Annotated in this window: 16 protein-coding genes and 2 pseudogenes; 9 read left to right on the plus strand and 9 right to left on the minus strand. The window is 59.0% G+C overall.

Going from position 1 to position 19,954, the window contains the following annotated elements:
• Nucleotides 1-430: 430 nt before the first annotated feature.
• Both KUF59_RS32360 and KUF59_RS32365 read right to left on the minus strand, forming a co-directional pair.
• Nucleotides 431-745, minus strand: a complete 315-nt coding sequence (locus KUF59_RS32360; protein ID WP_212458682.1) for a hypothetical protein — start codon at nucleotides 743-745, stop codon at nucleotides 431-433.
• A gap of 23 nt (nucleotides 746-768) precedes the next feature.
• A complete protein-coding gene (locus KUF59_RS32365) occupies nucleotides 769-1,845 on the minus strand; it encodes a DUF1236 domain-containing protein (RefSeq protein WP_212458683.1) in 1,077 nt (358 codons plus the stop codon).
• 191 nt (nucleotides 1,846-2,036) lie between these two features.
• On the opposite strand from KUF59_RS32365, the gene KUF59_RS32370 reads away from it, so the two are divergent.
• Nucleotides 2,037-2,264 carry a hypothetical protein gene (locus KUF59_RS32370; RefSeq protein WP_212458684.1) on the plus strand — a complete coding sequence of 76 codons (228 nt, stop codon included), beginning with the start codon at nucleotides 2,037-2,039 and terminating at the stop codon, nucleotides 2,262-2,264.
• Between the two features lie 214 nt (nucleotides 2,265-2,478).
• Here KUF59_RS32370 and KUF59_RS32375 read toward each other — a convergent pair whose 3' ends face one another.
• From KUF59_RS32375 to KUF59_RS32385, 3 genes are all read right to left on the minus strand, one after another.
• Nucleotides 2,479-2,991 (minus strand): PRC-barrel domain-containing protein, encoded by a 513-nt coding sequence (locus KUF59_RS32375; RefSeq protein ID WP_212458685.1) that lies wholly within the window; start codon nucleotides 2,989-2,991, stop codon nucleotides 2,479-2,481.
• A 149-nt stretch (nucleotides 2,992-3,140) separates the two neighbouring features.
• Complete coding sequence (locus KUF59_RS32380) at nucleotides 3,141-4,211, minus strand: glycosyltransferase family 4 protein (protein WP_212458686.1); 1,071 nt, start codon at nucleotides 4,209-4,211, stop codon at nucleotides 3,141-3,143.
• Between the two features lie 131 nt (nucleotides 4,212-4,342).
• Nucleotides 4,343-4,552: a hypothetical protein gene (locus KUF59_RS32385; RefSeq protein WP_212458687.1), complete on the minus strand. Its 210-nt coding sequence runs from the start codon at nucleotides 4,550-4,552 to the stop codon at nucleotides 4,343-4,345.
• Between the two features lie 1,312 nt (nucleotides 4,553-5,864).
• Between KUF59_RS32385 and KUF59_RS32390 the strand changes: the two genes are divergently transcribed.
• From KUF59_RS32390 to KUF59_RS32410, 6 genes and pseudogenes are all read left to right on the plus strand, one after another.
• A complete protein-coding gene (locus tag KUF59_RS32390; RefSeq protein ID WP_309500883.1) occupies nucleotides 5,865-7,190 on the plus strand; it encodes a recombinase family protein in 1,326 nt (441 codons plus the stop codon).
• A 242-nt stretch (nucleotides 7,191-7,432) separates the two neighbouring features.
• Complete coding sequence (locus KUF59_RS32395; protein WP_258767428.1) at nucleotides 7,433-8,341, plus strand: plasmid partitioning protein RepB C-terminal domain-containing protein; 909 nt, start codon at nucleotides 7,433-7,435, stop codon at nucleotides 8,339-8,341.
• On the plus strand, nucleotides 8,338-9,258 hold the full coding sequence (locus KUF59_RS32400) for a plasmid partitioning protein RepB C-terminal domain-containing protein (RefSeq protein ID WP_212458689.1): 921 nt from the start codon (nucleotides 8,338-8,340) through the stop codon (nucleotides 9,256-9,258). Before KUF59_RS32395 ends, KUF59_RS32400 begins: the two co-directional genes overlap by 4 nt.
• 651 nt (nucleotides 9,259-9,909) lie before the next feature.
• A pseudogene (locus KUF59_RS44405) lies at nucleotides 9,910-9,987 on the plus strand (hypothetical protein); the annotation flags it as partial.
• A 126-nt stretch (nucleotides 9,988-10,113) separates the two neighbouring features.
• Entirely contained in the window at nucleotides 10,114-13,179 is a 3,066-nt protein-coding gene (locus KUF59_RS32405) for an adenylate/guanylate cyclase domain-containing protein (RefSeq protein WP_212458690.1), read from the plus strand.
• A 393-nt stretch (nucleotides 13,180-13,572) separates the two neighbouring features.
• On the plus strand, nucleotides 13,573-14,958 hold the full coding sequence (locus tag KUF59_RS32410; RefSeq protein WP_212458691.1) for an FAD-binding oxidoreductase: 1,386 nt from the start codon (nucleotides 13,573-13,575) through the stop codon (nucleotides 14,956-14,958).
• Between the two features lie 741 nt (nucleotides 14,959-15,699).
• Here KUF59_RS32410 and KUF59_RS32415 read toward each other — a convergent pair.
• From KUF59_RS32415 to KUF59_RS32430, 4 genes and pseudogenes are all read right to left on the minus strand, one after another.
• Nucleotides 15,700-15,882 (minus strand): annotated as a pseudogene (locus KUF59_RS32415) (hypothetical protein); the annotation flags it as partial.
• A gap of 125 nt (nucleotides 15,883-16,007) precedes the next feature.
• Nucleotides 16,008-16,730: an SOS response-associated peptidase gene (locus KUF59_RS32420; RefSeq protein WP_212458692.1), complete on the minus strand. Its 723-nt coding sequence runs from the start codon at nucleotides 16,728-16,730 to the stop codon at nucleotides 16,008-16,010.
• Nucleotides 16,731-16,732: 2 nt separating this feature from the next.
• Nucleotides 16,733-17,182, minus strand: a complete 450-nt coding sequence (locus KUF59_RS32425) for a hypothetical protein (protein ID WP_212458693.1) — start codon at nucleotides 17,180-17,182, stop codon at nucleotides 16,733-16,735.
• Nucleotides 17,183-17,212: 30 nt separating this feature from the next.
• Nucleotides 17,213-17,617, minus strand: coding sequence for a hypothetical protein (locus KUF59_RS32430; RefSeq protein ID WP_212458694.1), 405 nt, complete (start codon nucleotides 17,615-17,617; stop codon nucleotides 17,213-17,215).
• Nucleotides 17,618-17,811: 194 nt separating this feature from the next.
• Here KUF59_RS32430 and ku point away from each other — a divergent pair, with 194 nt between their 5' ends.
• Both ku and KUF59_RS32440 read left to right on the plus strand, forming a co-directional pair.
• Nucleotides 17,812-18,738, plus strand: a complete 927-nt coding sequence (ku, locus tag KUF59_RS32435; protein WP_212458695.1) for a non-homologous end joining protein Ku — start codon at nucleotides 17,812-17,814, stop codon at nucleotides 18,736-18,738.
• A gap of 32 nt (nucleotides 18,739-18,770) precedes the next feature.
• Nucleotides 18,771-19,388 (plus strand): cell envelope biogenesis protein TolA, encoded by a 618-nt coding sequence (locus tag KUF59_RS32440; RefSeq protein WP_212458696.1) that lies wholly within the window; start codon nucleotides 18,771-18,773, stop codon nucleotides 19,386-19,388.
• Nucleotides 19,389-19,954 lie beyond the last annotated feature (566 nt).

The following is a 19,954-nucleotide window of genomic DNA, read 5'->3' on the forward strand; positions in this document are numbered from 1 at the left end:
GACGGAACTTGAGCCATCCGAAAATTGATAACGAGGTTAAAGCACCCCGACTGCCGCTTAAGGAGCGCGCTCGACAGGGACGGCCGGCGGCATTGAGCGCAAGCCAGGTGGGCAGATCCGGATTGCAGCCACCGACGTAAGGCGTATGATTCTCCTGATTTGCAACTCAAGGGGGTGCACATGGCAGCCGACCTGGTTTTGAAAATCGCCATCGTGGGACTGGGCATCTTTGCGACGGTTCTCGCGTCTATGCTGTATCTTAATCTGTAGGAGGGCCACTCAGTTCGTGACACCTATAACGCGAATGCCGAAGAGACAGCCGCTTTCTTTCTCCACTGTGTATTGATGATGCAGCCGCCCGAGGCCAGCCCGAAGATGTCATCCAAGCGGAAATGGGCCGCCCCGGAGGGCGACCCATTGTTCGTTCAGTTCACCAGCTCCGGGTGCCGAAGCTGAAGCCGATGCTCGGCCCGCCGCCGTAGTAGCCGTAGCCGCGATCGTAGTAGCCGGGACCGCCATAGTATCCATAGCTGCGCCTAACGACGTAGTCGTCACCGCCGTAATAGCGCTGGACGTAACGGGGGCCGCGGGCCCGGAAGCAGCGGCCGTACTCGTTACAGACCAGCCGCACCTGGTCGACGCCGGAGACCTCGGTCGAACCAATGGCGGCAGGGTTGAGCGGGGCGGCAATCGCGGCCGATCCCAGAAGGGTGGCGGCGAAGATTCCCAGTGCAAGGGTCTTCATGGACGTTTCTCCTTCTGGCTAAATCAATCGATCTCTTCGATGATCATGCGTTCCTGGGGTTCGATGATATAGGTGCGGCTATCCCGGTTGATGTACCGGTACTCCCGCAAGGTCGGCGCATCGCGATAGACCTCCTCTGGGAACGTCTCGATTGCCATCCCTTCCGGCACCCGCTCGCCCCTGCGGATCTCGGTTCGCACCGTGCTACCGGTGGTACCCCGCTCGCGCTCGACCGGACGCGCCTTGGCGTGCTTGCGAACCACGTCGCGATCGCGGTCGCTGAAGGTCGTCTTGCGCTGCTCGGTGCGTGCCGGCGCTGCCGCCGTGGAGCGGCCCGAGTACGGCAGGACGGCGACGATCTTATAGCTGGATGGCTCCACGATCACGATCTCGTCCTTCACCAGGACGAAGTTGTAGCCGCGATACTGCGGCACCACCTCGACGACCTCGGCTGGCAGCGGCTGCAGGCGCACATCCCGGGGGACCGCGGTGCCGACCGACAGCGAGAAGTTCACGCTGTTCAGCGGCTGGACATTGAGATGCGAGATGGACGCGCTGATGCGGGTCCGCTGCTGGTCGTTGATGTTGACCGACGCATTCACGTTGGTGTTCGACGACCGATCGGCCGTGTTCTGCTGGCTGTTCGGCTGCTGAGCCGTGTTGGTCGAGCCGCCGCTAGCCGCCGGCGATTGCGCCTGATTGCCGGTTGAGGCAGGCGGGTTTGCGCTCTGAGCCTGGTTGTTGGAAGGCGGATTGGTCTGCGCCTGGTTCGACGGCGGATTGGTCTGGTTGGCGGGCTGGTTGGTCTGCGCCTGGCTAGACTGGTTGCCCGAGGTCGGCGCTTGCGTGGTGTTGGTGCCGGTGCCGGAATTCGACGGTTGGCCCGCAGCGCTCTGGCCGGTCGAGGCCGGCGGCTGTGGCTGGGCCGAATTGGTCGGCGGATTGGTGGTCTGTGCGGATCCCGAAGGCGTCGTGGTGGAATCCTGCTGACGTTGAGCGGCCGGCGGATTAGAGCTCGAAGTGTTCGGAGAGGATTGCGCGAAGGCCGATGTCGCGATCGCGACTGCAGCAGTCGTGGCTAACAATAAGCGTTTGTTCATCTGAAACCTCCTGAATGTCGTGCCAAACAACATCCGACGAATGCGCGGGTTCCTGTGCGGGAAAGTTCGGCAAGCGCCCTCGCCTCGCTTGGCGCGCGCACAGTGATGCGCTCGCCCAGGAACAACTGGAACATCGGATAAACCTCGTCGTTGGCAATGACGACTTGCGAGCCAATGGAGGAGACAACATCATGAAGAAGCTAATCGTGTGCGGCGCCCTCGCCGCTTTCGCCCTGGGTACACAGGCCGCCAGCGCCGCCGAGTTCTACATCGTGCGCGATGCGACCACCAAGAAGTGCACCATCGTCGATACCAAGCCGACGACGACCACGACGACGGTCGTGGGCGACGGCATCTACAAGACCAAGACCGAAGCCGAGTCCGCCGTGAAGACCGTCAAGGTCTGCACCGAGCAGTAAGGATTTCGGACGGGTCGATGCTCGCTCGAAAGAGTGAGAAGTAGAGAGCAGCCGGCGGTGATCTTCATCGGCGGGCCGCCTGGAACGGCTCGTCCGGCGACCCGGACGAGCCATTTCCATGCCTGCCGATGCGTGCATGGGAGTCTGCAACTGGCTCCAAAGCAGCAAAAGGGCCCCAATTGGGGCCCTCAGTCTTACCGCGCACTCGCTCTACTTAATTGTAGTCGGAGTATTTGAACTGCGGAAGCACCTTCAATTGCTCCTTGTTGCCGCTCATCACGGCGTGGTCCGGAACCCAATCGTTTGTGGTGCGATTGGTGGTGGTCGTCGGCGCCGCGCCGGTGGTCGTATCGCGGGCCGTGGTCGAGGTGCTGGTCGAACTCGTCCGCACCGGCTCCTCCACGAATTTCAGCTTGTCGATGGACACCGCGATGTCGTGCTCACCCATACCCAAAAAGCCGCCAATGCCGATCACCACAGCGTTGATCTTGCCGCTCTTGTCGACGAGCAGCTCGTTAATGTCGCCAAGCTTCTCGTTGGCCTCATTATATACGTTCAGGCCCATGAGCTTGGAGGCGCGCCAACTTCCCTTGAGCGCCACATGCGCATTGGCCGGCTGGCTGGTCGCCGCCGGCGCGGCACGATCCGCCGGCTGGGTCGATTGTGCGAACGCTGCGCTACCGATCACGGCGCCGCCGAGCAGAGCAATGGCAAGAATACTTTTCATCGATCATCTCCTCCAACTGAGTCAGCACCCGTCTGGATGCCCGGCCCCAACGCTCCGAGATTGCCACTTGTTCCCGATGACACCTGCGGTTCAGGGTGAAAGGAAATCGCTATCTCTAACCTTGCGTTCCGACGGATTCACGGACTCCTTCACGTTCGTTGCGGCTTCGAAGCGCACTCACGCTCGGTGCAACTAGCGTCATCGATCAGCTTGCGGTATTGGCTTTCGTACGCTCTAGCCATCCGGCTCGCGGTGAAGCGCTCCTCAAACCGCGACCGAATCTTTCTTCTGTCCAGCCGCGCCAACTCCTTCACAGCCTTGATCGCTTGCTCCTCGCCATCCACGATGAAGCCGGTCACGCCGTCCTCGACCACTTCAGGCACGGAGCCGGAGCGGTAGGCGATGACGGGTGTTCCGCAGGCCATCGCCTCGATCATGACGAGACCGAACGGTTCCGGCCAGTTGATAGGAAACAATAGCGCCGCGGCGCCGGCGAGGAATGGCTGCTTCCTCGTTTCGTCGACCTCACCCACGAGCTGGATCTTCTCGCCATCGATGTGGGGCTCGAGCTTCTTCTTGAAGAAAGCGGTCTCGCTGCGCGGGATTTTCGCGGCGATCCGCAGTGGCATCCGCGCGGCGCGCGCGATGCGTATGGCATCTTCAGGACCCTTGTCCGCAGTCAGGCGCCCGAGGAAGGCCACGTACCGACCAACTTCGTAGCAGGGCTGGAACGAGTCCTTGGGCAAACCGTGCTGAATCGTTCCGATCCAACGCGCGTCCGGAAGCGGCAGGCGCTGATCGTCGGAAATCGACACGAAGCTTGCTTCGGCAAACTGGCGAGCGACGTCCGACAAGCCGGGCAGATCTAGCCGACCGTGCATGGTCGTCAGGAACGGGATGCCCGTCCGGCGCAGCACCGGAAGGGGCAGCCAGTCGACATGGGAGTGGATCACGTCGAAGTCGCCTGCGCGCTTGGCGATGGCTTCGATCAGCAACGTGCAGGCGGCGTTCGGATCCGCGCCCCTCCGGCCGAGGCGCAGCGCGCGCGGCCACACGGGGTGGAGCTTTCCGCTGGTGCGGGAGTCGCCGCTCGCAAAGAGGGTGACATCGTGTCCAAAGCCGACCAGCTCGTCGACCAGCCAGGCGATGACCCGCTCCGTGCCGCCGTAGAGCTTCGGAGGGACGCTCTCGGCCAATGGAGCAAGCTGGGCAATCCGCATCGGCTAAGCCCCAAACGCGGACCGCAGGACCAACACGATAGCCGCGGAAATGAGATATGAAATCGTGAGCAGCGTCCAGCTGGGCCTTGTGCTTTCGCCGGCCACTCGCGTCACGAGCCTTTTCATCCACCCTAACATTCGTCCGTGGGAAGCCCGTGCAGGTAGGCGAGTCCGAAGCCGGCGAGTTCTTCGGCATCGCTCTCTCGCTCTTCCCATCTCCTGTGCAGATGGCGCTCGAGGAGGCAGCGGCAGCTGTCCTGAGCGTCGACTTCCGGGTGCGTCGAACGGTACACCGTCCAAGCCGTCTCTGCCGCCCTTCTCACCGCGATCTCGTTGACCATTCTCGCGCTCCGAGGATCGAAACCAGTCGCTGCCAACTCAGCACGATCCGGAAAGTTTCCGTTTTTTCCCGGAGCCTTGGAAGTGCCTACTGAGAACCGCGCCGGAGGAGTCAGGATGTCTTCGCCCGCGCACGCTCCCGTGCGACTCGGCTGCGCTGAGGGCGTTGGTCTCGGCCGGACCGGGTCGAAACAAGAAGCCGAGGCATAGGCGGCGCTCGCCCCCGTCAGGTCTTGGCAATACAACGGGCGAACGTACCCACAGCCTATGCAAAACGGGACACCGGCGGGCCCAATAAGCGGGTTGTATATATCCTAAATGGTCGACCGAGCTTTTGACGATCTTGGCCGCCGAGTGAAATACGAATTCTTCTGCTATTCCGATGAGGAAAATGCCCTTGGTTTCAATAGCTTTTGTCTTCCGTTACGCGCCCGCGAAGTACAGAGCTTTGGAGAAAACACGGGCATTGGAGAAGGAGTCGGTAAAAGCCCGACCCTCTGAGTACGGTCCGCCGGCAAAAAGGCGAGCCAAATCAGCAACAACAAGCGCTTAGACTAATGCGGAGAGGACGTTCGAAACGCAGGGTGGCGGAGGGAGAGGAACTGGGATCGAACCTTCTCCGCGTCGTCCAAGTACTCCCAGGTACTCTGGCGGATTAGGTGCCCTTTGACCGGACGGTCGGAAGCGCCGGCGTGCCCTAGGACCTTTCTAGGCCTGCCTGGGGGGCGAGAGGCCTTCCCAAGGCCATGCTGTCCTCAGCGCGGAGGCCGGCTTCGTTGTGGCAAGGGGGGTGCCTAAGGACACCAGCGAGCGTCCCGCGCCCGATCTAGTCCACCAATTCGGTGGGTGTCGGCTAGGGATTGGGCTTCCCCAAGATATCCGCCAATTCAAACACCTTTCGCCTCAGATCCACAACTTTGCAAGCTAGGACCAACTCCTGCCGACCTGCCATCGACAGAATGGCATTTAGCACCTGGTCTGAGTGCTCGGCCAACATGACCAGGTGTCGGCCGCAGGGTGCGTACCGTCCCAACATCCAATTCTTGACCGTGCGCTCATTCGCACCCGTCCAACCCGCAATCAACTTTGCGCGCGAGTTTCGATCTTTGAATTCCAAGCTCAATGCCGCTGCAATTTTCATCGCGAAAGCATGGTCGTCAAGGCTGAAAACTCCACCGCCGTGTCCGCCGCTTTTTGGAAAGGACTTCCCTTTTTTGGAAACGACATTCCACGCTCCTGTCTCATATCATCAGGCGGGTAACTCCTGAGCGCCTTGGGTGCGGCCGACAATATCGCGTTGGAATGGGGTGCTGATTGACAAGGCAAATCAAAAGCTTCGGAAAAAACTTAAGTCGAGGAGAAAGGCCTTCTCTAGCTGCCGCCTACGTCCGGATGTCGACCGATCTGCAGAAGTACTCTACCGAAAATCAACTCCATACGATCCGTCACTATGCCGAGCAACGCGGCTACACGATTGTCCGTGTCTTTGAAGATTCCGGCCGTAGCGGTTTGCGAATGGACGGTCGTGACGGGTTGCAGTCTCTAATGCAGGACGTGCAATCCGGCAAAGCCGGCTTTCACGCAATCCTGGTGTACGACGTCAGCCGGTGGGGACGATTTCAGGATGCGGATGAAGGTGCGTATTATGAGCACGTCTGCTCGCGCGCTGGGATCCGAGTTCATTATTGCGGCGAGCAATTCGATAATGACGGCAGCATCGGCTCGATACTTCTCAAGAACGTCAAACGGGTTATGGCTGGCGAATACAGCCGTGAGCTATCCGTCAAGGTTTTTGCTGGGCAATGCCGCCTCATCGAACACGGCTTTCGCCAAGGCGGTCCTGCGGGATTCGGCCTGCGACGCCTCTTAATCGACGAGGGTCGGAACCCAAAAGGCGAGCTGGGGCGTGGCGACCGAAAGAGCCTTCAGACCGACCGTGTCGTTCTGACCCTTGGTCCGCTCGAAGAAATCGAGCACGTGCACAGCATTTACTCAATGTTCGTTGAAGAAGGTAAGTCAGAAAGTGAAATTGCCGTCGCGCTTAATCAACAGGGGATAATGAGCGATCTTGGTCGTCCCTGGACACGCGCGTCGATCCACCAAATTTTGACTAACGAGAAATACATCGGCAACAACGTCTTTAATCGCGTTTCTTACAAACTAAAGCAACGCCGCGTGGTCAATCGGCGAGATACCTGGGTGCGAGCTGACGGTGTCTTCCCATCGGTTGTAGACCGAGCTCTCTTTGAGCGCGCGAGAGTCATCATAGACCAGCGCGGCAATCACTACTCCGATGAAGAATTGCTCTCCTTGCTCCAAGCTGTTCTTGACGAAGAAGGGGCGTTGTCCGGTCTCATCATCGATGAGCGCGACGGCATGCCGTCGTCGAGCTTGTACAGATCCCGATTTGGCAGTCTGTTAAGGGCCTATAGCCTTATAGGATACGAGCCAGATCGCGATTATCGATACATTGAGATCAACCGACATATACGCGAATCCTTTCATGCAATATTGGCCGAAATTGTAGCGGGGCTCGAGAACGCCGGCGGATTCGTCGTCTGTGATCCCATAAGTCATCTGCTCTCAATCAATCGAGAGTTTACAGCATCCATCGTGCTCGCAAGGTCCTTCGAGACCTAGGCTGGCGCACTTCGATGGCAAATCCGGTTTGACACGGGTCTCGCTCCGGACGTCACGATTGCCGTACGCCTCGATCGTTCGAACGAACAACCGCTCGACTATTACGTTCTTCCCAGTATCGACATGAATGCCGGCCGGATCCGGATGGCGGAAGACAACGGGCTATCGCTGGATGCTTACAGATTCGAAACGCTCGACTTTCTCTATTCGATGGCAACCCAAACGTCATTTCGGGAGGCAGCATGACCAATCCTAAACCCAGACATCCCAAGCACGTAAGGACCATCCCGATTGACCAGATTCGCTTTCTAAATCCGCGAGTGAGAAATCGTCGAAATTTTCAGGAAATCGTCCAAAGCATCGCTAACGTCGGGCTCAAACGTCCGATTACCGTCAGCCCGCGAAAGAGCGAGGCGGATTCGGCAAGCTACGACCTAGTTTGTGGCCAGGGCCGAATTGAAGCCTTCATTCAGCTCGGTCAAACGGAGATTCCTGCCATCGTCATTGAAGCCGAGGAAAGTGACTGCCTGGTCATGAGCCTCGTTGAGAACTGCGCAAGACGCCAGCATCGAGCGATCGACCTGTTACAGGATATCAGCACCCTACGCGGCCGCGGATATAGCGACCGGGAAATTGCGCCAAAGATCGGCGTCAGTGTTGAGTATATTCATATGATCGGGACCCTTTTGGAGAAAGGTGAAGAACGTCTCGTTACTGCCGTCGAGGCAGGTATCCTTCCACTGAATATGGCGATCGAGATTGCAAAATCGAGCGATGAGGATGTCCAAACAGCTTTGACACAAGCCTACACAGAAAACAAGTTACGCGGAAAGAAGCTCGTTGCTGTACGGAGAATCATTGAGCAGCGACGGCGCCGCGGAAAACAAATACATGATAGCAGATTTGGACGACGCGGCGCAAAGCGTCCACTCACCGGCGAATCGATTATCCGCGTCTACCGACAAGAGGCTGACCGCCAAAAGCTGCTCGTCAAGAAGGCCGAGGTCACCCAAAGTCGCCTTCTCTTCATTGTCGAAGCCATCCGAGCACTACGCGACGATGAAAATTTCGCCAATTTGCTGAGGGCTGAAAGTCTCGATTCGATGCCAGCGTTTCTGGAGCAGCGGATAGCTGATGGATCGGCGATATGAGCAAACCAGCAGGTCAGGACGTCTCACCTACCATCGCCCAGGCATTCGGCTCCGATTGCGTCGTCGTACCCATCGCTTCAATACTGCCTGTGAAGGCGATAGAAAAGACCACCAAATCCAGTCATAAGTACCGCCAGATTGCAGCATCTATTCGCGAGATCGGACTTGTCGAACCGCCAGTGGTAATTCGAGATGCCCGAGATACCAATTCCTACCTTCTGCTTGATGGCCATTTGCGGATCGAAGTGCTCCGAGATCTAGGTCAGACAGAGGTGGAATGCCTGATCTCGACCGACGACGAGGCTTTCACATACAATAAGCGGATTAGCCGTCTGTCTCCGGTTCAGGAGCAGCGAATGATCGCAAAAGCAATTGAGCGAAACGTTCCCAAGGACAAAATAGCAAGGGCTTTAGACATCAACGTTCGCAGCATAGCGCGTAAGGTTCAGTTGCTCGACGGAATCTGCGAAGAGGTCGTTGGCTTGTTAAAGGACAAGATGTGTCCGCTGGCCGTCTTTGACGTTCTACGAAAAATGAACCCGCTTCGTCAGATTGAGGCCGCTGAACTCCTCATCAATGCCAACAATTTTTCTGTTAGCTACGCGTCGGCCATTTTGGCAGGTACGCCACAAGCCCAGCTGGTTACCCCGCAGACGTCAAAGCGATTGAGGGGTATGACGGCTGAGGCCATTGCGCGCATGGAGCGGGAGCTTTCACGATTGCAGGAAGCGATATCGTCGATCCAAGATTCGTACGGCCAGGATCACCTCCATCTCACCGTCGTAAAGGGATATCTGCGCAAGCTGATCACCAATGACCGCGTGGCGCGCTACCTTGAACAGTTTCAGCCTGAGCTATTTGTCGAATTTCAGAAGATCGCCGAAATGACGTCGACGTTGCCAAGCGAAGCTGCGTAAGGGGACCCGGACCCTTCAAGCGCGGGGACCGCAGGAGAAGCCGCACGTTGGGGCGGATCAATTGCGGTGATGGGGATGGCGGCGAACCCGTCTGGAGCCCATCAGGCCGGTCGAGTTTTCACTGGCCGAATAGATAGCGTGTCAGCGTGTTTAGACCGGCGCACGCTGACACGCGGCGGCAATCAGGCCCCATTCCAGTGTTGCAGCACTTTGGCGCGCAGGCTGCATTCGCATATGTGATGTTGTTGAAGAACTCGGCCTTTGGGCGGCTGACGCAAGTCCTCACAGCCCTCCCTCCGCACGCAAGCGGCGCGTCCGCATTTACCTCAGAACCAGACATCGGAACCGTTTGGATGCAAGTCAGCGAAGGGCCACTAACGGAAGTGGCCACTTTCCGCTCGACCTCCCTATCGGCACGCGATGGGAGAGCGAGCGCCTTAGCGGTCTTGAGGTTGACTGTAAGATCCAACTTGGCTTGAGCCGGAAGAGCGCACTCACATACCGGGATCCGGTTGAGGGCGGCACGCAGCGAAAAGCATCGACCCGAGACGCCAGATTAGTTAGAATCCAAGCCGGAGCAAGAGCCACCTGTTCGCATGAACCGCAGCATAACTAGGCCTGCGAATGGCCGTCGCCAGCGAGGGCTCCAGGATGCGCTGTGCAAGCTGTAGGACGGAAAACAGTTCAGACCGTCGGTTCTGTGCCGAGTGCGGTTGCGCACTGCCGGTTTCATGCCGACAGTGCGGCTTCCTCAACCAGCCGAATGTGAAATTCTGTGGCGGCTGCGGCGCTGCTGTGGCAATAGCCGCCTCCGAGCCTGACCTCCGAACGGCGCGCGTAAGTGACCAATCGATATTGGGTGAGCGGCGACAGGTTACAGTCCTCTTTGCCGACCTGTCAGGCTTCACCCGTCTCAGTAGTGTCCTCGATCCGGAGGAGACGCATGGCCTTCTCAACTCCTATTTTGAGGTCATCGACCACATCGTCGTGAGCTACGGCGGCTCGATAGACAAGCACATCGGCGATTGCGTGATGGCCGTCTTCGGCGCGCCCACCGCCCACAGCGATGATTCAGAACGGGCGGTGCGCGCAGCGCTCGCCATTCATCCCGCCATGCAGAGTCTCAGCGAGAAAGCCGGGCGGACCTTGAAGGTCCATGTCGGGCTCGCCTCTGGCCAGGTGGTCGCGAGCAAAACCGGCAGTGGCGAGCGCCAAGAGTACACTGTCACAGGCGATACAGTGAATCTTGCCTCACGGCTGACGGCGCAGGCTGGACCTGGCGAAACTTTTACCTCCAATGCAGTCTATCAGTCCTTGCTGGACCGCCTCGATGGCGAAGATGTCGGCGCGATTTCCATCAAGGGCCTTGACCGGCCGGTCCCGGTCTGGCGCGTGCGAGGCCTGCGGAGCAGCGGTTCGCACCGAATTCACAGGCGGTTGGTGGGCAGACAGGGCGAACTGGGTCAGTTCAGCGGGATTGTTGCGAGTTGCCGGGAAGCGGGTAGCGGGCTCGCCCTCTATGTCCGCGGCGAGGCTGGTATCGGCAAGACACGGCTGGTTGAGGAATTCCAGCGGATCGCCTCTAGTCAGAACTTCGCTTGTCATCTTGGTCTTGTACTCGATTTCGGTGTCGGTAAAGGGCAGGACGCGATCCGGGCGATTGTCCGCAGCTGTCTGGAATGCTCCGGACAGGCTGAGACGGCCGCCCGCGCTGCGGCGAAACGGGCTCTCTCAGAGGAGCTCCTAGATTCGGACCAGCTAGTGTATTTGAACGATCTGCTGGACCTGCCGCAACCAACGGAGCTGCGGGCGCTGTATAACGCCATGGATAACGCGGCCCGCAACCGCGGGAAACAGAAGACCGTCGCGCAGTTGCTCCGTCGGCTGAGCGCCCGCAGTTCGCAAATGGTTACAATTGAAGATCTACACTGGGCCGACCCAGTCACCCTTGCGCACGCGGCTGAGCTGACAATGCTCACCGCGTTATGTCCTTTTGTCCTGGTGATGACCTCACGCACGGAAGGAGACCAACTCGATCCAATGTGGCGCAGCCGGACACGAGCCGCGCCGTTGATTACAATTGACCTCGGTCCCCTCCGCGAGCAGGACGCTCTAGCACTCGCGGGCGAGTACAGCGATGCGAGCAAGGTGTTTGCCCTCGCGTGCGTCAAACGATCCGAAGGACACCCGCTATTTCTGGAGCAGCTCCTACGAAGCGGTGTGGACAGCGATCTGGATAGCATTCCTGGATCAATTCAGAGCCTCGTGCAGGCGAGGATGGATGCACTCGAACCGACGGATAAACAGGCGTTGCAAGCCGCCTCAGTGCTGGGCCAACGCTTCTCACTTGATGTCCTGCGCCATCTCGTCAACAACGACCAGTACGTCTGCACGAGGTTCATCGAGCAGGATCTTGTCCGCTCCGATGGCAACGACTTTCTGTTTTCTCATGCCCTCGTCCAGGAAGCGATATATTCCTCGCTGCTAACCACAAATCGCAGGGAGCTGCATCGACAGGCCGCAGCCTGCTTCGCAGAATCAGACCCCGTGCTTCGTGCAGCTCATCTCGACCGGGCTGCTGATCCGGCTGCACCCCAGGCGTATTTGTGGGCAGCACGGTCGCAGGCCGCGGCCTACCATAATGAGCGCGCGCTGCGCCTAGTCGAACGGGGCCATGCTCTAGCGATCGAGCGGGCCGATATCTACGCGGTGACTCATTTTAGAGGTGAGCTTCTACATGATCTCGGCGCAATCCCCGAGGCGCGCCAAGCCTTTGAACGAGCGCTCGAAGTCGCCGGAGATGACGTTGAGAGCTGCCGGGCCTGGATCGGCTTGGCCACCGTCATGCGGATCAGCGACCAAATGCAAGACGCACTTCAAGCCTTGGACCGAGCCCAGGCGCTCGCGACCGCCGAGGACCTGATCGTCGAGCTATCGCGAATTCACCATCTTCGGGGCAATCTGTACTTCCCACTTGGCAGAATCGAGGGCTGCGTCGAGCAGCATGAGCTGGCGCTGCGCTACGCGCGGCAAGCCGGCTCCGCTGAGTGCGAAGCTCAAGCGCTGGGTGGATTGGGCGATGCTGCGTATGTTCGAGGCCGCATGCTAACCGCACATCGAAACTTCGACCTGTGCGTAGCTGTGAGCCGCCAGCACGGCTTCGGCCGCATTGAGGTCGCCAATCTCAATATGGCTGCACTAACACGCCAATATGCAAACGAGTTGCCTGCAGCTGCGGAGGACGCTCTGGCGGCCGCTGAAGCGGCCGTGCGCGTTGGCCACCAGCGGGCGGAGTTGCTCGCTCGGAACATAGCGGCGTTTGCATTGTATGACATGGCCGAGCTGCAGCGTGCCCGCGACCAACTGCTAGAAGCCGGCAAGCTCATTGAGCGCATCGGCGCTCGGCGATTCGTGCCGGAAAACCTCACCTATCTCGCAAAGATTATGCGGGCTGAGGGGCAACGGCTCGAAGCCAGCCATCTGCTTGATGAAGCCTTGGCTGTGAGCCGTGAGACGGGACTCTTGTTCTTTGGACCGCGTATCCTGGCCGAACGGGCCCTTGCCGCGGAAGACCCGGCGGAGCAACGGAAAGCATTGCGCGAAGGCGAGAGCATCCTGGGCGAAGGCTGTGTTGGACACAATCATCTTTGGTTCTATCGAGACGCCATTGAGACAGCACTCGGCGGACGTGACTGGAGTGCTGTCGACCGTTATGCTGCGTCACTAGCGGCGTTTACCGAACCGGAGCCACTCCCATGGAGCAATTTCTTCATCGCGCGAGGGCGTGCGCTGGCGGACATCGGTCGTGGGCGATGCGGTGACAGCATATTGGCGGAGTTGCGGCGTCTGCAAAGCCAGGCAGGACAGGCTGGCCACAAGCTGAGCGTTGCGACAATCGAGCAGGCGATGTCGACGGGCTAATCCCACACAGCGGCGACTGGCGCATCCGCAGTGTGACCGCTTGCCAAATTTGATACCCATGGCGTCTTTCCAACGATCCCCTTGGACCAGCGCCGCAAAGGCTTGAGAAAGTGGCTGCAGCTCGCATCACGAAACAGGCGCGCTCGCCGTTGGTGATCAATAGGTCAGTCTCGCTGGACATATCCACAGCGCCGTCGAGGACCTTAGTGAACTGCTTCGACGCGCAATGATAGTTCGTCGCAGTGATCTTGGCCGCCATTTGGCGTCCTCATCCATCTTCTCGTTTGGCAAATGCGTTGAGGGCCATGCGCTATCGTTGCCAATGGCTAAGGCCCGAAGTTGGGAGTAACCTTAAGCTGAACTAGCCGATCATGCGTGAAACAGGAGGACGTGATGCAAGCCATGGCCACCGAAACCTTCATCGGCAACATGCGCGGCCCGGTCATCAGACGAACCGACGCCGACTATGACGTCGTGCGGAGCCTCTATAACGGGATGATCGATAAGTGTCCCATGCTTATCGCGCGATGCACTGACGTCGCCGACGTTGTCACGGCCCTGAATTTTGCCAAGCAGAACGACCTCCAGGTTGCGATCCGCGGAGGCGGACACAACGGGCCGGGACTTGGTAGTGTCAGCGAGGGGCTGATGATCGACATGTCGATGATGAAAGGCGTGCGGGTCAATCCCACGGCCCGCACCGTCCGCGTCGGCCCCGGCTGCACCCAGGGCGATGTCGACCATGCTACGCATGTCTATGGGCTCGCCGTGCCGGCCGGCATAGTCTCGACTACCGGTATCGCGGGCCTCACGCTTGGTGGTGGTACTGGATACCTCACTCGCAAGCATGGCCTCACCATCGACAACCTGCTGGAGGCGGATGTCGTGCTCGCCGATGGCAGCATCGTCACTGCGAACAAATCGGAGAACGCTGACCTCTATTGGGGATTGCGCGGCGGCGGTGGCAATTTCGGAATCGTCACGAGCTTCCTGTTCCAGGCTCATCCGGTGAACATGGTCTATGCCGGTCCTGTCTTCTGGGATCTCGAAAATGCCCGGACTGTCATGCAGAAGTACAGGGATTTTCTGCCTGGCGCCCCCGAGGAGCTCGGGGCCTTTGTCGGATTGAAGACCGTTCTACCGGTGGACCCGTTCCCGGCGGAGCATCAGGGCAAGCGCGCCTGCGCCATCATCGCTTGCTACAATGGCCCGACAGAAGATGGACAGGCGGTCATCGCCAAGTTGCTTGGTGAGCTGCCTCCGCCGCTCTTCAACTGGATGGCCGAAATGCCCTATCCAACCCTCCAGTCCATGTTTGATCCGTTCCTCCCGAAGGGCCTGCAATGGTACTGGCGCGGCGATTTCGTGAAAGAACTGACTGACGAAGCGATTGACGCCCACATCGCCCAAGCACAGAAACTGCCGAGCGCGCTTTCGCTCATGCATCTTTATCCGATCGACGGTGCCGTCCAGCGCATCGGCAGCAGCGATACCGCCTGGAACGCGCGCAACGCGACCTGGTCGATGGTGATCGCCGGCATTGATCCGAACCCGCAGAAGGCGGGAGAGATCACGCGCTGGACCAAGGGCTACTGGGAGGCCGTGCATCCCTACTCGGCTGACGGCTGCTACGTGAATTTCATGATGGACGATGGGGACGACAGTAGGCTCAAGGCCACTTACGGCGACAACTACGATCGCCTTGTCGCCTTGAAGGGCAAATACGATCCGACGAACTTCTTCCGTGTCAACCAAAACATCAGGCCGCTGCATTCATAAATGATCGCGTCTCCTTGCGGTTCAATCGCGCCAAAGGGTGTCGGGGGCGCTCTTTCGATTCATGGGAGAGCGCCCACGCGATTCATCATCTCTGCCAGTCGGTCACTCCCGTCGAACATCGCCGAATTCATATCGGGTGATGCAGGCGATCGACAGAGATACAAAAACTGCCATTTCGGAAGGTCGGACAGGTCCGCTCCGGGTCAATCGCGTCACTTCGGCCGCGTGCCGTTCTCTTCCGGTCTACCCCTGTGAACGGACATCGTCAGACCGCCCCGGCATGTCTCAAACGGGCCAGACGCCGACATCACGCCACCGCGCGGGACGTTTAAGGCCTCACTATGACGAACGGAAGTTCTGTGTTCTTCGACCGTCGATCGATCGCACTTTGCACATACAGGCGCCGTTGAGCCTCTTCAAACACCATTATGAGACGCTTAGCGTCCACACTCTGGTCAGAGCAATACTTTGACTGCTTGCAAATCGGCAAGATTTCGTCTGCCTCGCATCCGCCAAGCGGAAAATACCTACTGAACAGAGCTTGGATCGGATACACCGAGGTCGCGTGCGGAAACAGAAGTTCTAACTCGTGAACGAATTGCTGAAGCCGAATGGTGCACCCCGAGTTTTCGGCGGCCCGTGTTTCGGAAATTGGGTGGGCGCATGATACGAGTAACAAGACAACCAATGCCCAAAAGCCGAGCCCCGTCATCGTCGCCGCTGTGTTGTTTGGGCGCTTCAGATGCCATGCGGCGGATTGCGGCGGGCGATCTCGAAGGCGCGCTCGCGGGCATGCGGATCGGCGCGATCCTGCATCCAGCCGTGCGCCTCACACTCGCGGATGGCACCGGCGTCGTTCAAGACGGCGATCGCCCAGCCCCGCAATGTCCAGAATCCTGGCCGTCTTTCCCTCGTCATCAGCATCAAGATGGCTCCGCCCGGAAGGAATCCTTAGCACCCCTCCTCGTTCCCGGCGGTTAGCACAGACCAGGGATTCGAAATGACGAGAGCTCACGCTTGTCCCCCTGTTCCAGCCCTCTGTGCAAAAGTCAGGCAGCGGGATCTTCTTTTTCTCCGCTCGCGACGATCTTGAGTGCCCCGTCTGGGAGCTGGCGCTGCAACGCCTTGGCCTCGTCCCAGGGGGCGCGCATCCAGACATCGTACTCTTCGCTCGTCGTGAGGATGACAGGCATCGCCGTCGGATGAACGCGCTTCACCTCGGCATTCGGATCACAGGTCAGAAAACCGAAGACGTCGATGGTGACTTCGCCTTCCTTTGCCTTGCGGACGCTCGTCCAGTTGGTCCAAAGGCCTGCAAAAGCGATCAAGGGGCGGCTTTCGTCGGGTGCAAACCACACCGGCACCTTCCTGCCATCGATGGTGTCGTACTCACTGAATGAGGTGAACGGCACCAGGCAGCGATGCTCCGGATCAAGCCATCGTTTCCAGTGGGCGCTGCCGACGTTGCGGATGTTGGTCGTTCCCGAATCGGGTTCCATTCGCAACAATTCCTTGAAGTCGACTGACGTGCCCTTGGCTTCGAGTTTTTGCGCCCGCTTCTTGGTGGCGTTCAATAACGCCTGCCGAGAGGAGGGCATGCCCCAGCGGGCCATGGTGATCTCATGGCCGTCGGCTGCGTTGCGAACGATCGGAGCCGGATAGTCCGGAAAGATGCCGGGCATCGAAGGCAGGTTGCCGACGCGGTTGTTGAGAGCATCGAACAGTCGGCGAATGGCGTCGACGTTCTTGGTCATGGAGTAGAGATTACACATGATCACGTCTCCGGAGCGGCATGGCGTGGCCGCTGCGTGAGCTGGAGGAGGGTGGCGGCGGGGCGACGACCGGCCTTAGCACATTTGCTGCAGCGGAGCCTGCCAGCGAGGTCGTGGACGAAGGTCGTGGAGACATGCGGCAGCGTCGCCAAGTCGACGTCCCGCGCTGTCTTGCAACGCGAGCACCGAATCTCGAGCCAGGGATAGCCGCCGTTGATCGCCTGATCGATTGTCGGCGACGGGTCGATCGGCTCGCCATCCGCCCACATTCGCTCGTTCCAGCTTTCGCACAGCAGCCTGTCCGCCTGCCTTATCAGCGCGTCCCCCTTCGCCCGGGCCTCAGCAGATTGCGCGGCGAGAATGGTCGTCATCGCGCGCGCCTTGCCCAGCTCCGTCTTCAAAACCTTTCGATCGCCTCCAGAAAGCGGCGTTGGATGATGCTTCGGCGCCATCCGGTGCGGTCCTTCGGCAGCGCAAGATGATTAAGAGCGGTCGAAAGCAGGCCAGCAGCCGTCCTCCTCATGACGCCCGGTTCGCTGCTGACACGTGTGGTCCAGGAGCCGCTGCCCGACATCCTTCCAGAGGGCCTTTGGGCCATACATGCGGACCGCATCTGCCTTTTGCATTTCGACGATACGGTCACATCGGCGACAAGTGACCCGCAGCACGTGTTGTTGGATTTCGGATAGCCGCCGCGTCTGGATCGCCGGTCCGGGCGCCTCTGCACCCAGGCGCGGATCGCTCAGGACGGCCTCCCAATATTCCGGCGGCAACTCGTCGATCGATTCCGAAGAACTTGCCGGCCGAGCCTGCCCGTCGGCCGAAAAGGCAAGTTTTTCCATTTGCTTAGGGGATTGCATGCGCCAACTCGCGGGTCGATCGCTCATGGCGCAATTTAGAACATAAGAAGAACAAATGTCGAGTCCGGGGGAATACGGCTAGCATGATTTTCTGAGGCCGCACCAGGCGCGCTTTGCGGGTGGACGGCGCCTGGAAGGGCAGAAATTCGGGGCCGACCTTGTCGGAACTAGCCTCCCCTGTTCGTCTTGAATCCTAGCAGCCCTATCGGAGTATCGCGTTCATGGCCCCTCGAGCAAATTGGAAAGGCTTTCTGCGTTTGTCTCTCGTGACCTGCCCCGTGGCGTTGTTTCCGGCCACCTCCGAGAGCGAGAAGATTTCCTTCAACCAGCTCAATCGGCAGACGGGTCACCGCATCAAGTACCTCAAGGTCGACGCGGACACTGGCGACGAGGTAGCGAACGACGACATCGTAAAGGGCTATGAACTCGAAAAGGGCCAGTACATTGAGGTGACGAAGGAGGAGCTCGAAGAGATCGCGCTGGAATCCACCCGGACGATCAAGATCGACGAGTTCGTCGAGAAGTCCGATATCGATCCGCGCTATCTGATCCGACCCTACTATCTTCGCCCCGACGGCAAGGTCGGACACGACGCCTTTGCGGTCATTCGCGAGACTATCAAGGAGATGAATAAGGTCGCCATCGGCCGCGTGGTCCTAACCAACCGCGAGCACATCATCGCGCTCGAGCCTCTGGAAAAGGGCCTCGTAGGCACGCTGCTGCGTTACCCCTACGAAGTGCGCAACGAAGACGAGTACTTTGACGAGATCCAGAACGTCAAAGTCACCAAGGATATGCTCGACCTCGCCAGGCACATTGTAAATCAAAAGGCCGGCCGTTTCGAACCCGACAAGTTTGAGGACCAATACGAAACCGCCCTGATCGACCTCATCAACCAGAAGCGCGCGGGTAAGCCAATTACGCCGAAGGAGCGGCCTCGCGGTGAGAACGTTGTCGACCTTATGGAGGCCCTTCGTCGTAGCGTCGGCGGCGCATCTGCAGAATCCAAGGCTCCGAAGAAGTCCGCAAAGAAACCGCGAAAAGCGGCAGCCGGGCAAAAGGAACTGCTGATGCCAATCTCTGGTAAGAAGCAGGCGAAGGAGGCAACGAAAAAACCCGCAGCCAAGCCGCAACGCAAGTCCGCCTAATCGAAATCCAGCGAGGCCGTTAGACCACCCAGATGGCGAGGAAACTGAAAACCTACCAAACCTCGTTAGGCTTCTTTGACCTTGTAATAGCGGCGCCTTCCATGAAGGCGGCCCTGCAAGCCTGGGGCGCCGACAGCAATCTCTTTCACCAAGGCTTCGCGAAGGAAAGCGAGGATGCCGACGTGATAGAGGCGGCCATGGCTGTGCCGGGCGTCGTCCTCAAGCGCCCCGTTGGGTCAACCGGTCCCTACAAAGAGCAAGCCGAGTTGCCCACAAATCTTGCGGACGATGGCGATGCGACAAAGGCGCAGCCCAAGTCGAGGAACCACAAGCCACCGAAGCATTCAACGAGACCCAAGGATCCGAAAGCCGAGCGAAGGGCCGCACTTGCCTTCGAGAACGAAGAAAAGCGCCGCGCACAGGAGCGAGTTAAGGAAGCTGCCGTGCAGCAGAGGGAGCGAGAGCGTCGGCAGCGCGCCATTTCTAAAGCCCAGAACGCCTTGGATGCAGCCCGTCAGAAGTACCAAACGAAAGCTGCTGAAATAAAAGCGCAGATCAATGTTCTCGAAAGGAAGTCGCAAACCCAACAAGCCCGGTGGGAAAAGGAAAGGGTTAGGCTGGAGGCGGCATTGCAAAAAGTGCGAGGGTGAAAGCCGGCAGGTTTATGCCGTTCGGATATGAGATGCTACGGAAGAAATCGTCCACGGGCCGATGTCTGCTTTGACACGGTCATCGGACCATCAAACATCTAGGTTGGACATCAGCGACGGGCCAACAGGCGACATTCCAAATGATGGAAACCGCCAACCGAGGCGGCCTTACTTTCCTTCCGATTTCACGATATCCGCAAGGTTCTCAAGCTGATGCCCTAGTGCTGTCCAGCTCCGTGAAATGCTCATGAGCACGGCAGACCGGCGTGCTGAATTTTTCGGATCAGCTCCTCGGATTTTGCATTCCGCCGCATAGGCTCTGCATTGTTCGATTGACAGCATTTGCCGCTCCTCCGCCGAGATCCAGTGGTTAGCCCTTATTGAGGTTGCTTTCTTTGCTGCCCCACGCTAGCTCGCTTTCGAGCTAACCGCTTTGTTCTCGACTTCATTGGTCCCTCTGCCAGCGCCTTGTAGGTCAGTTCGCACGTTGGACATTCAAGTGTGCGCAAATTGGGACCACCAAAGCTGGGCTCGACACCGACCAGTATCATGCGAACCTCGCACTT

This window comes from Bradyrhizobium arachidis, assembly GCF_024758505.1.
Lineage (GTDB): Bacteria > Pseudomonadota > Alphaproteobacteria > Rhizobiales > Xanthobacteraceae > Bradyrhizobium > Bradyrhizobium manausense_C.

Excerpts from the sequence above, each read along its gene's own strand:
- ku (WP_212458695.1), top strand. The coding sequence starts at position 17,812 with ATGGCCCCTCGAGCAAATTGGAAAGGCTTTCTGCGTTTGTCTCTCGTG.
- KUF59_RS32395 (WP_258767428.1), top strand. The coding sequence starts at position 7,433 with ATGACCAATCCTAAACCCAGACATCCCAAGCACGTAAGGACCATCCCG.
- KUF59_RS32380 (WP_212458686.1), bottom strand. The coding sequence starts at position 4,211 with ATGCGGATTGCCCAGCTTGCTCCATTGGCCGAGAGCGTCCCTCCGAAG.
- KUF59_RS32410 (WP_212458691.1), top strand. The coding sequence starts at position 13,573 with ATGCAAGCCATGGCCACCGAAACCTTCATCGGCAACATGCGCGGCCCG.
- KUF59_RS32430 (WP_212458694.1), bottom strand. The coding sequence starts at position 17,617 with ATGAGCGATCGACCCGCGAGTTGGCGCATGCAATCCCCTAAGCAAATG.
- KUF59_RS32365 (WP_212458683.1), bottom strand. The coding sequence starts at position 1,845 with ATGAACAAACGCTTATTGTTAGCCACGACTGCTGCAGTCGCGATCGCG.
- KUF59_RS32360 (WP_212458682.1), bottom strand. The coding sequence starts at position 745 with ATGAAGACCCTTGCACTGGGAATCTTCGCCGCCACCCTTCTGGGATCG.
- KUF59_RS32375 (WP_212458685.1), bottom strand. The coding sequence starts at position 2,991 with ATGAAAAGTATTCTTGCCATTGCTCTGCTCGGCGGCGCCGTGATCGGT.
- KUF59_RS32400 (WP_212458689.1), top strand. The coding sequence starts at position 8,338 with ATGAGCAAACCAGCAGGTCAGGACGTCTCACCTACCATCGCCCAGGCA.
- KUF59_RS32385 (WP_212458687.1), bottom strand. The coding sequence starts at position 4,552 with ATGGTCAACGAGATCGCGGTGAGAAGGGCGGCAGAGACGGCTTGGACG.
- KUF59_RS32370 (WP_212458684.1), top strand. The coding sequence starts at position 2,037 with ATGAAGAAGCTAATCGTGTGCGGCGCCCTCGCCGCTTTCGCCCTGGGT.
- KUF59_RS32440 (WP_212458696.1), top strand. The coding sequence starts at position 18,771 with ATGGCGAGGAAACTGAAAACCTACCAAACCTCGTTAGGCTTCTTTGAC.
- KUF59_RS32420 (WP_212458692.1), bottom strand. The coding sequence starts at position 16,730 with ATGTGTAATCTCTACTCCATGACCAAGAACGTCGACGCCATTCGCCGA.
- KUF59_RS32425 (WP_212458693.1), bottom strand. The coding sequence starts at position 17,182 with ATGGCGCCGAAGCATCATCCAACGCCGCTTTCTGGAGGCGATCGAAAG.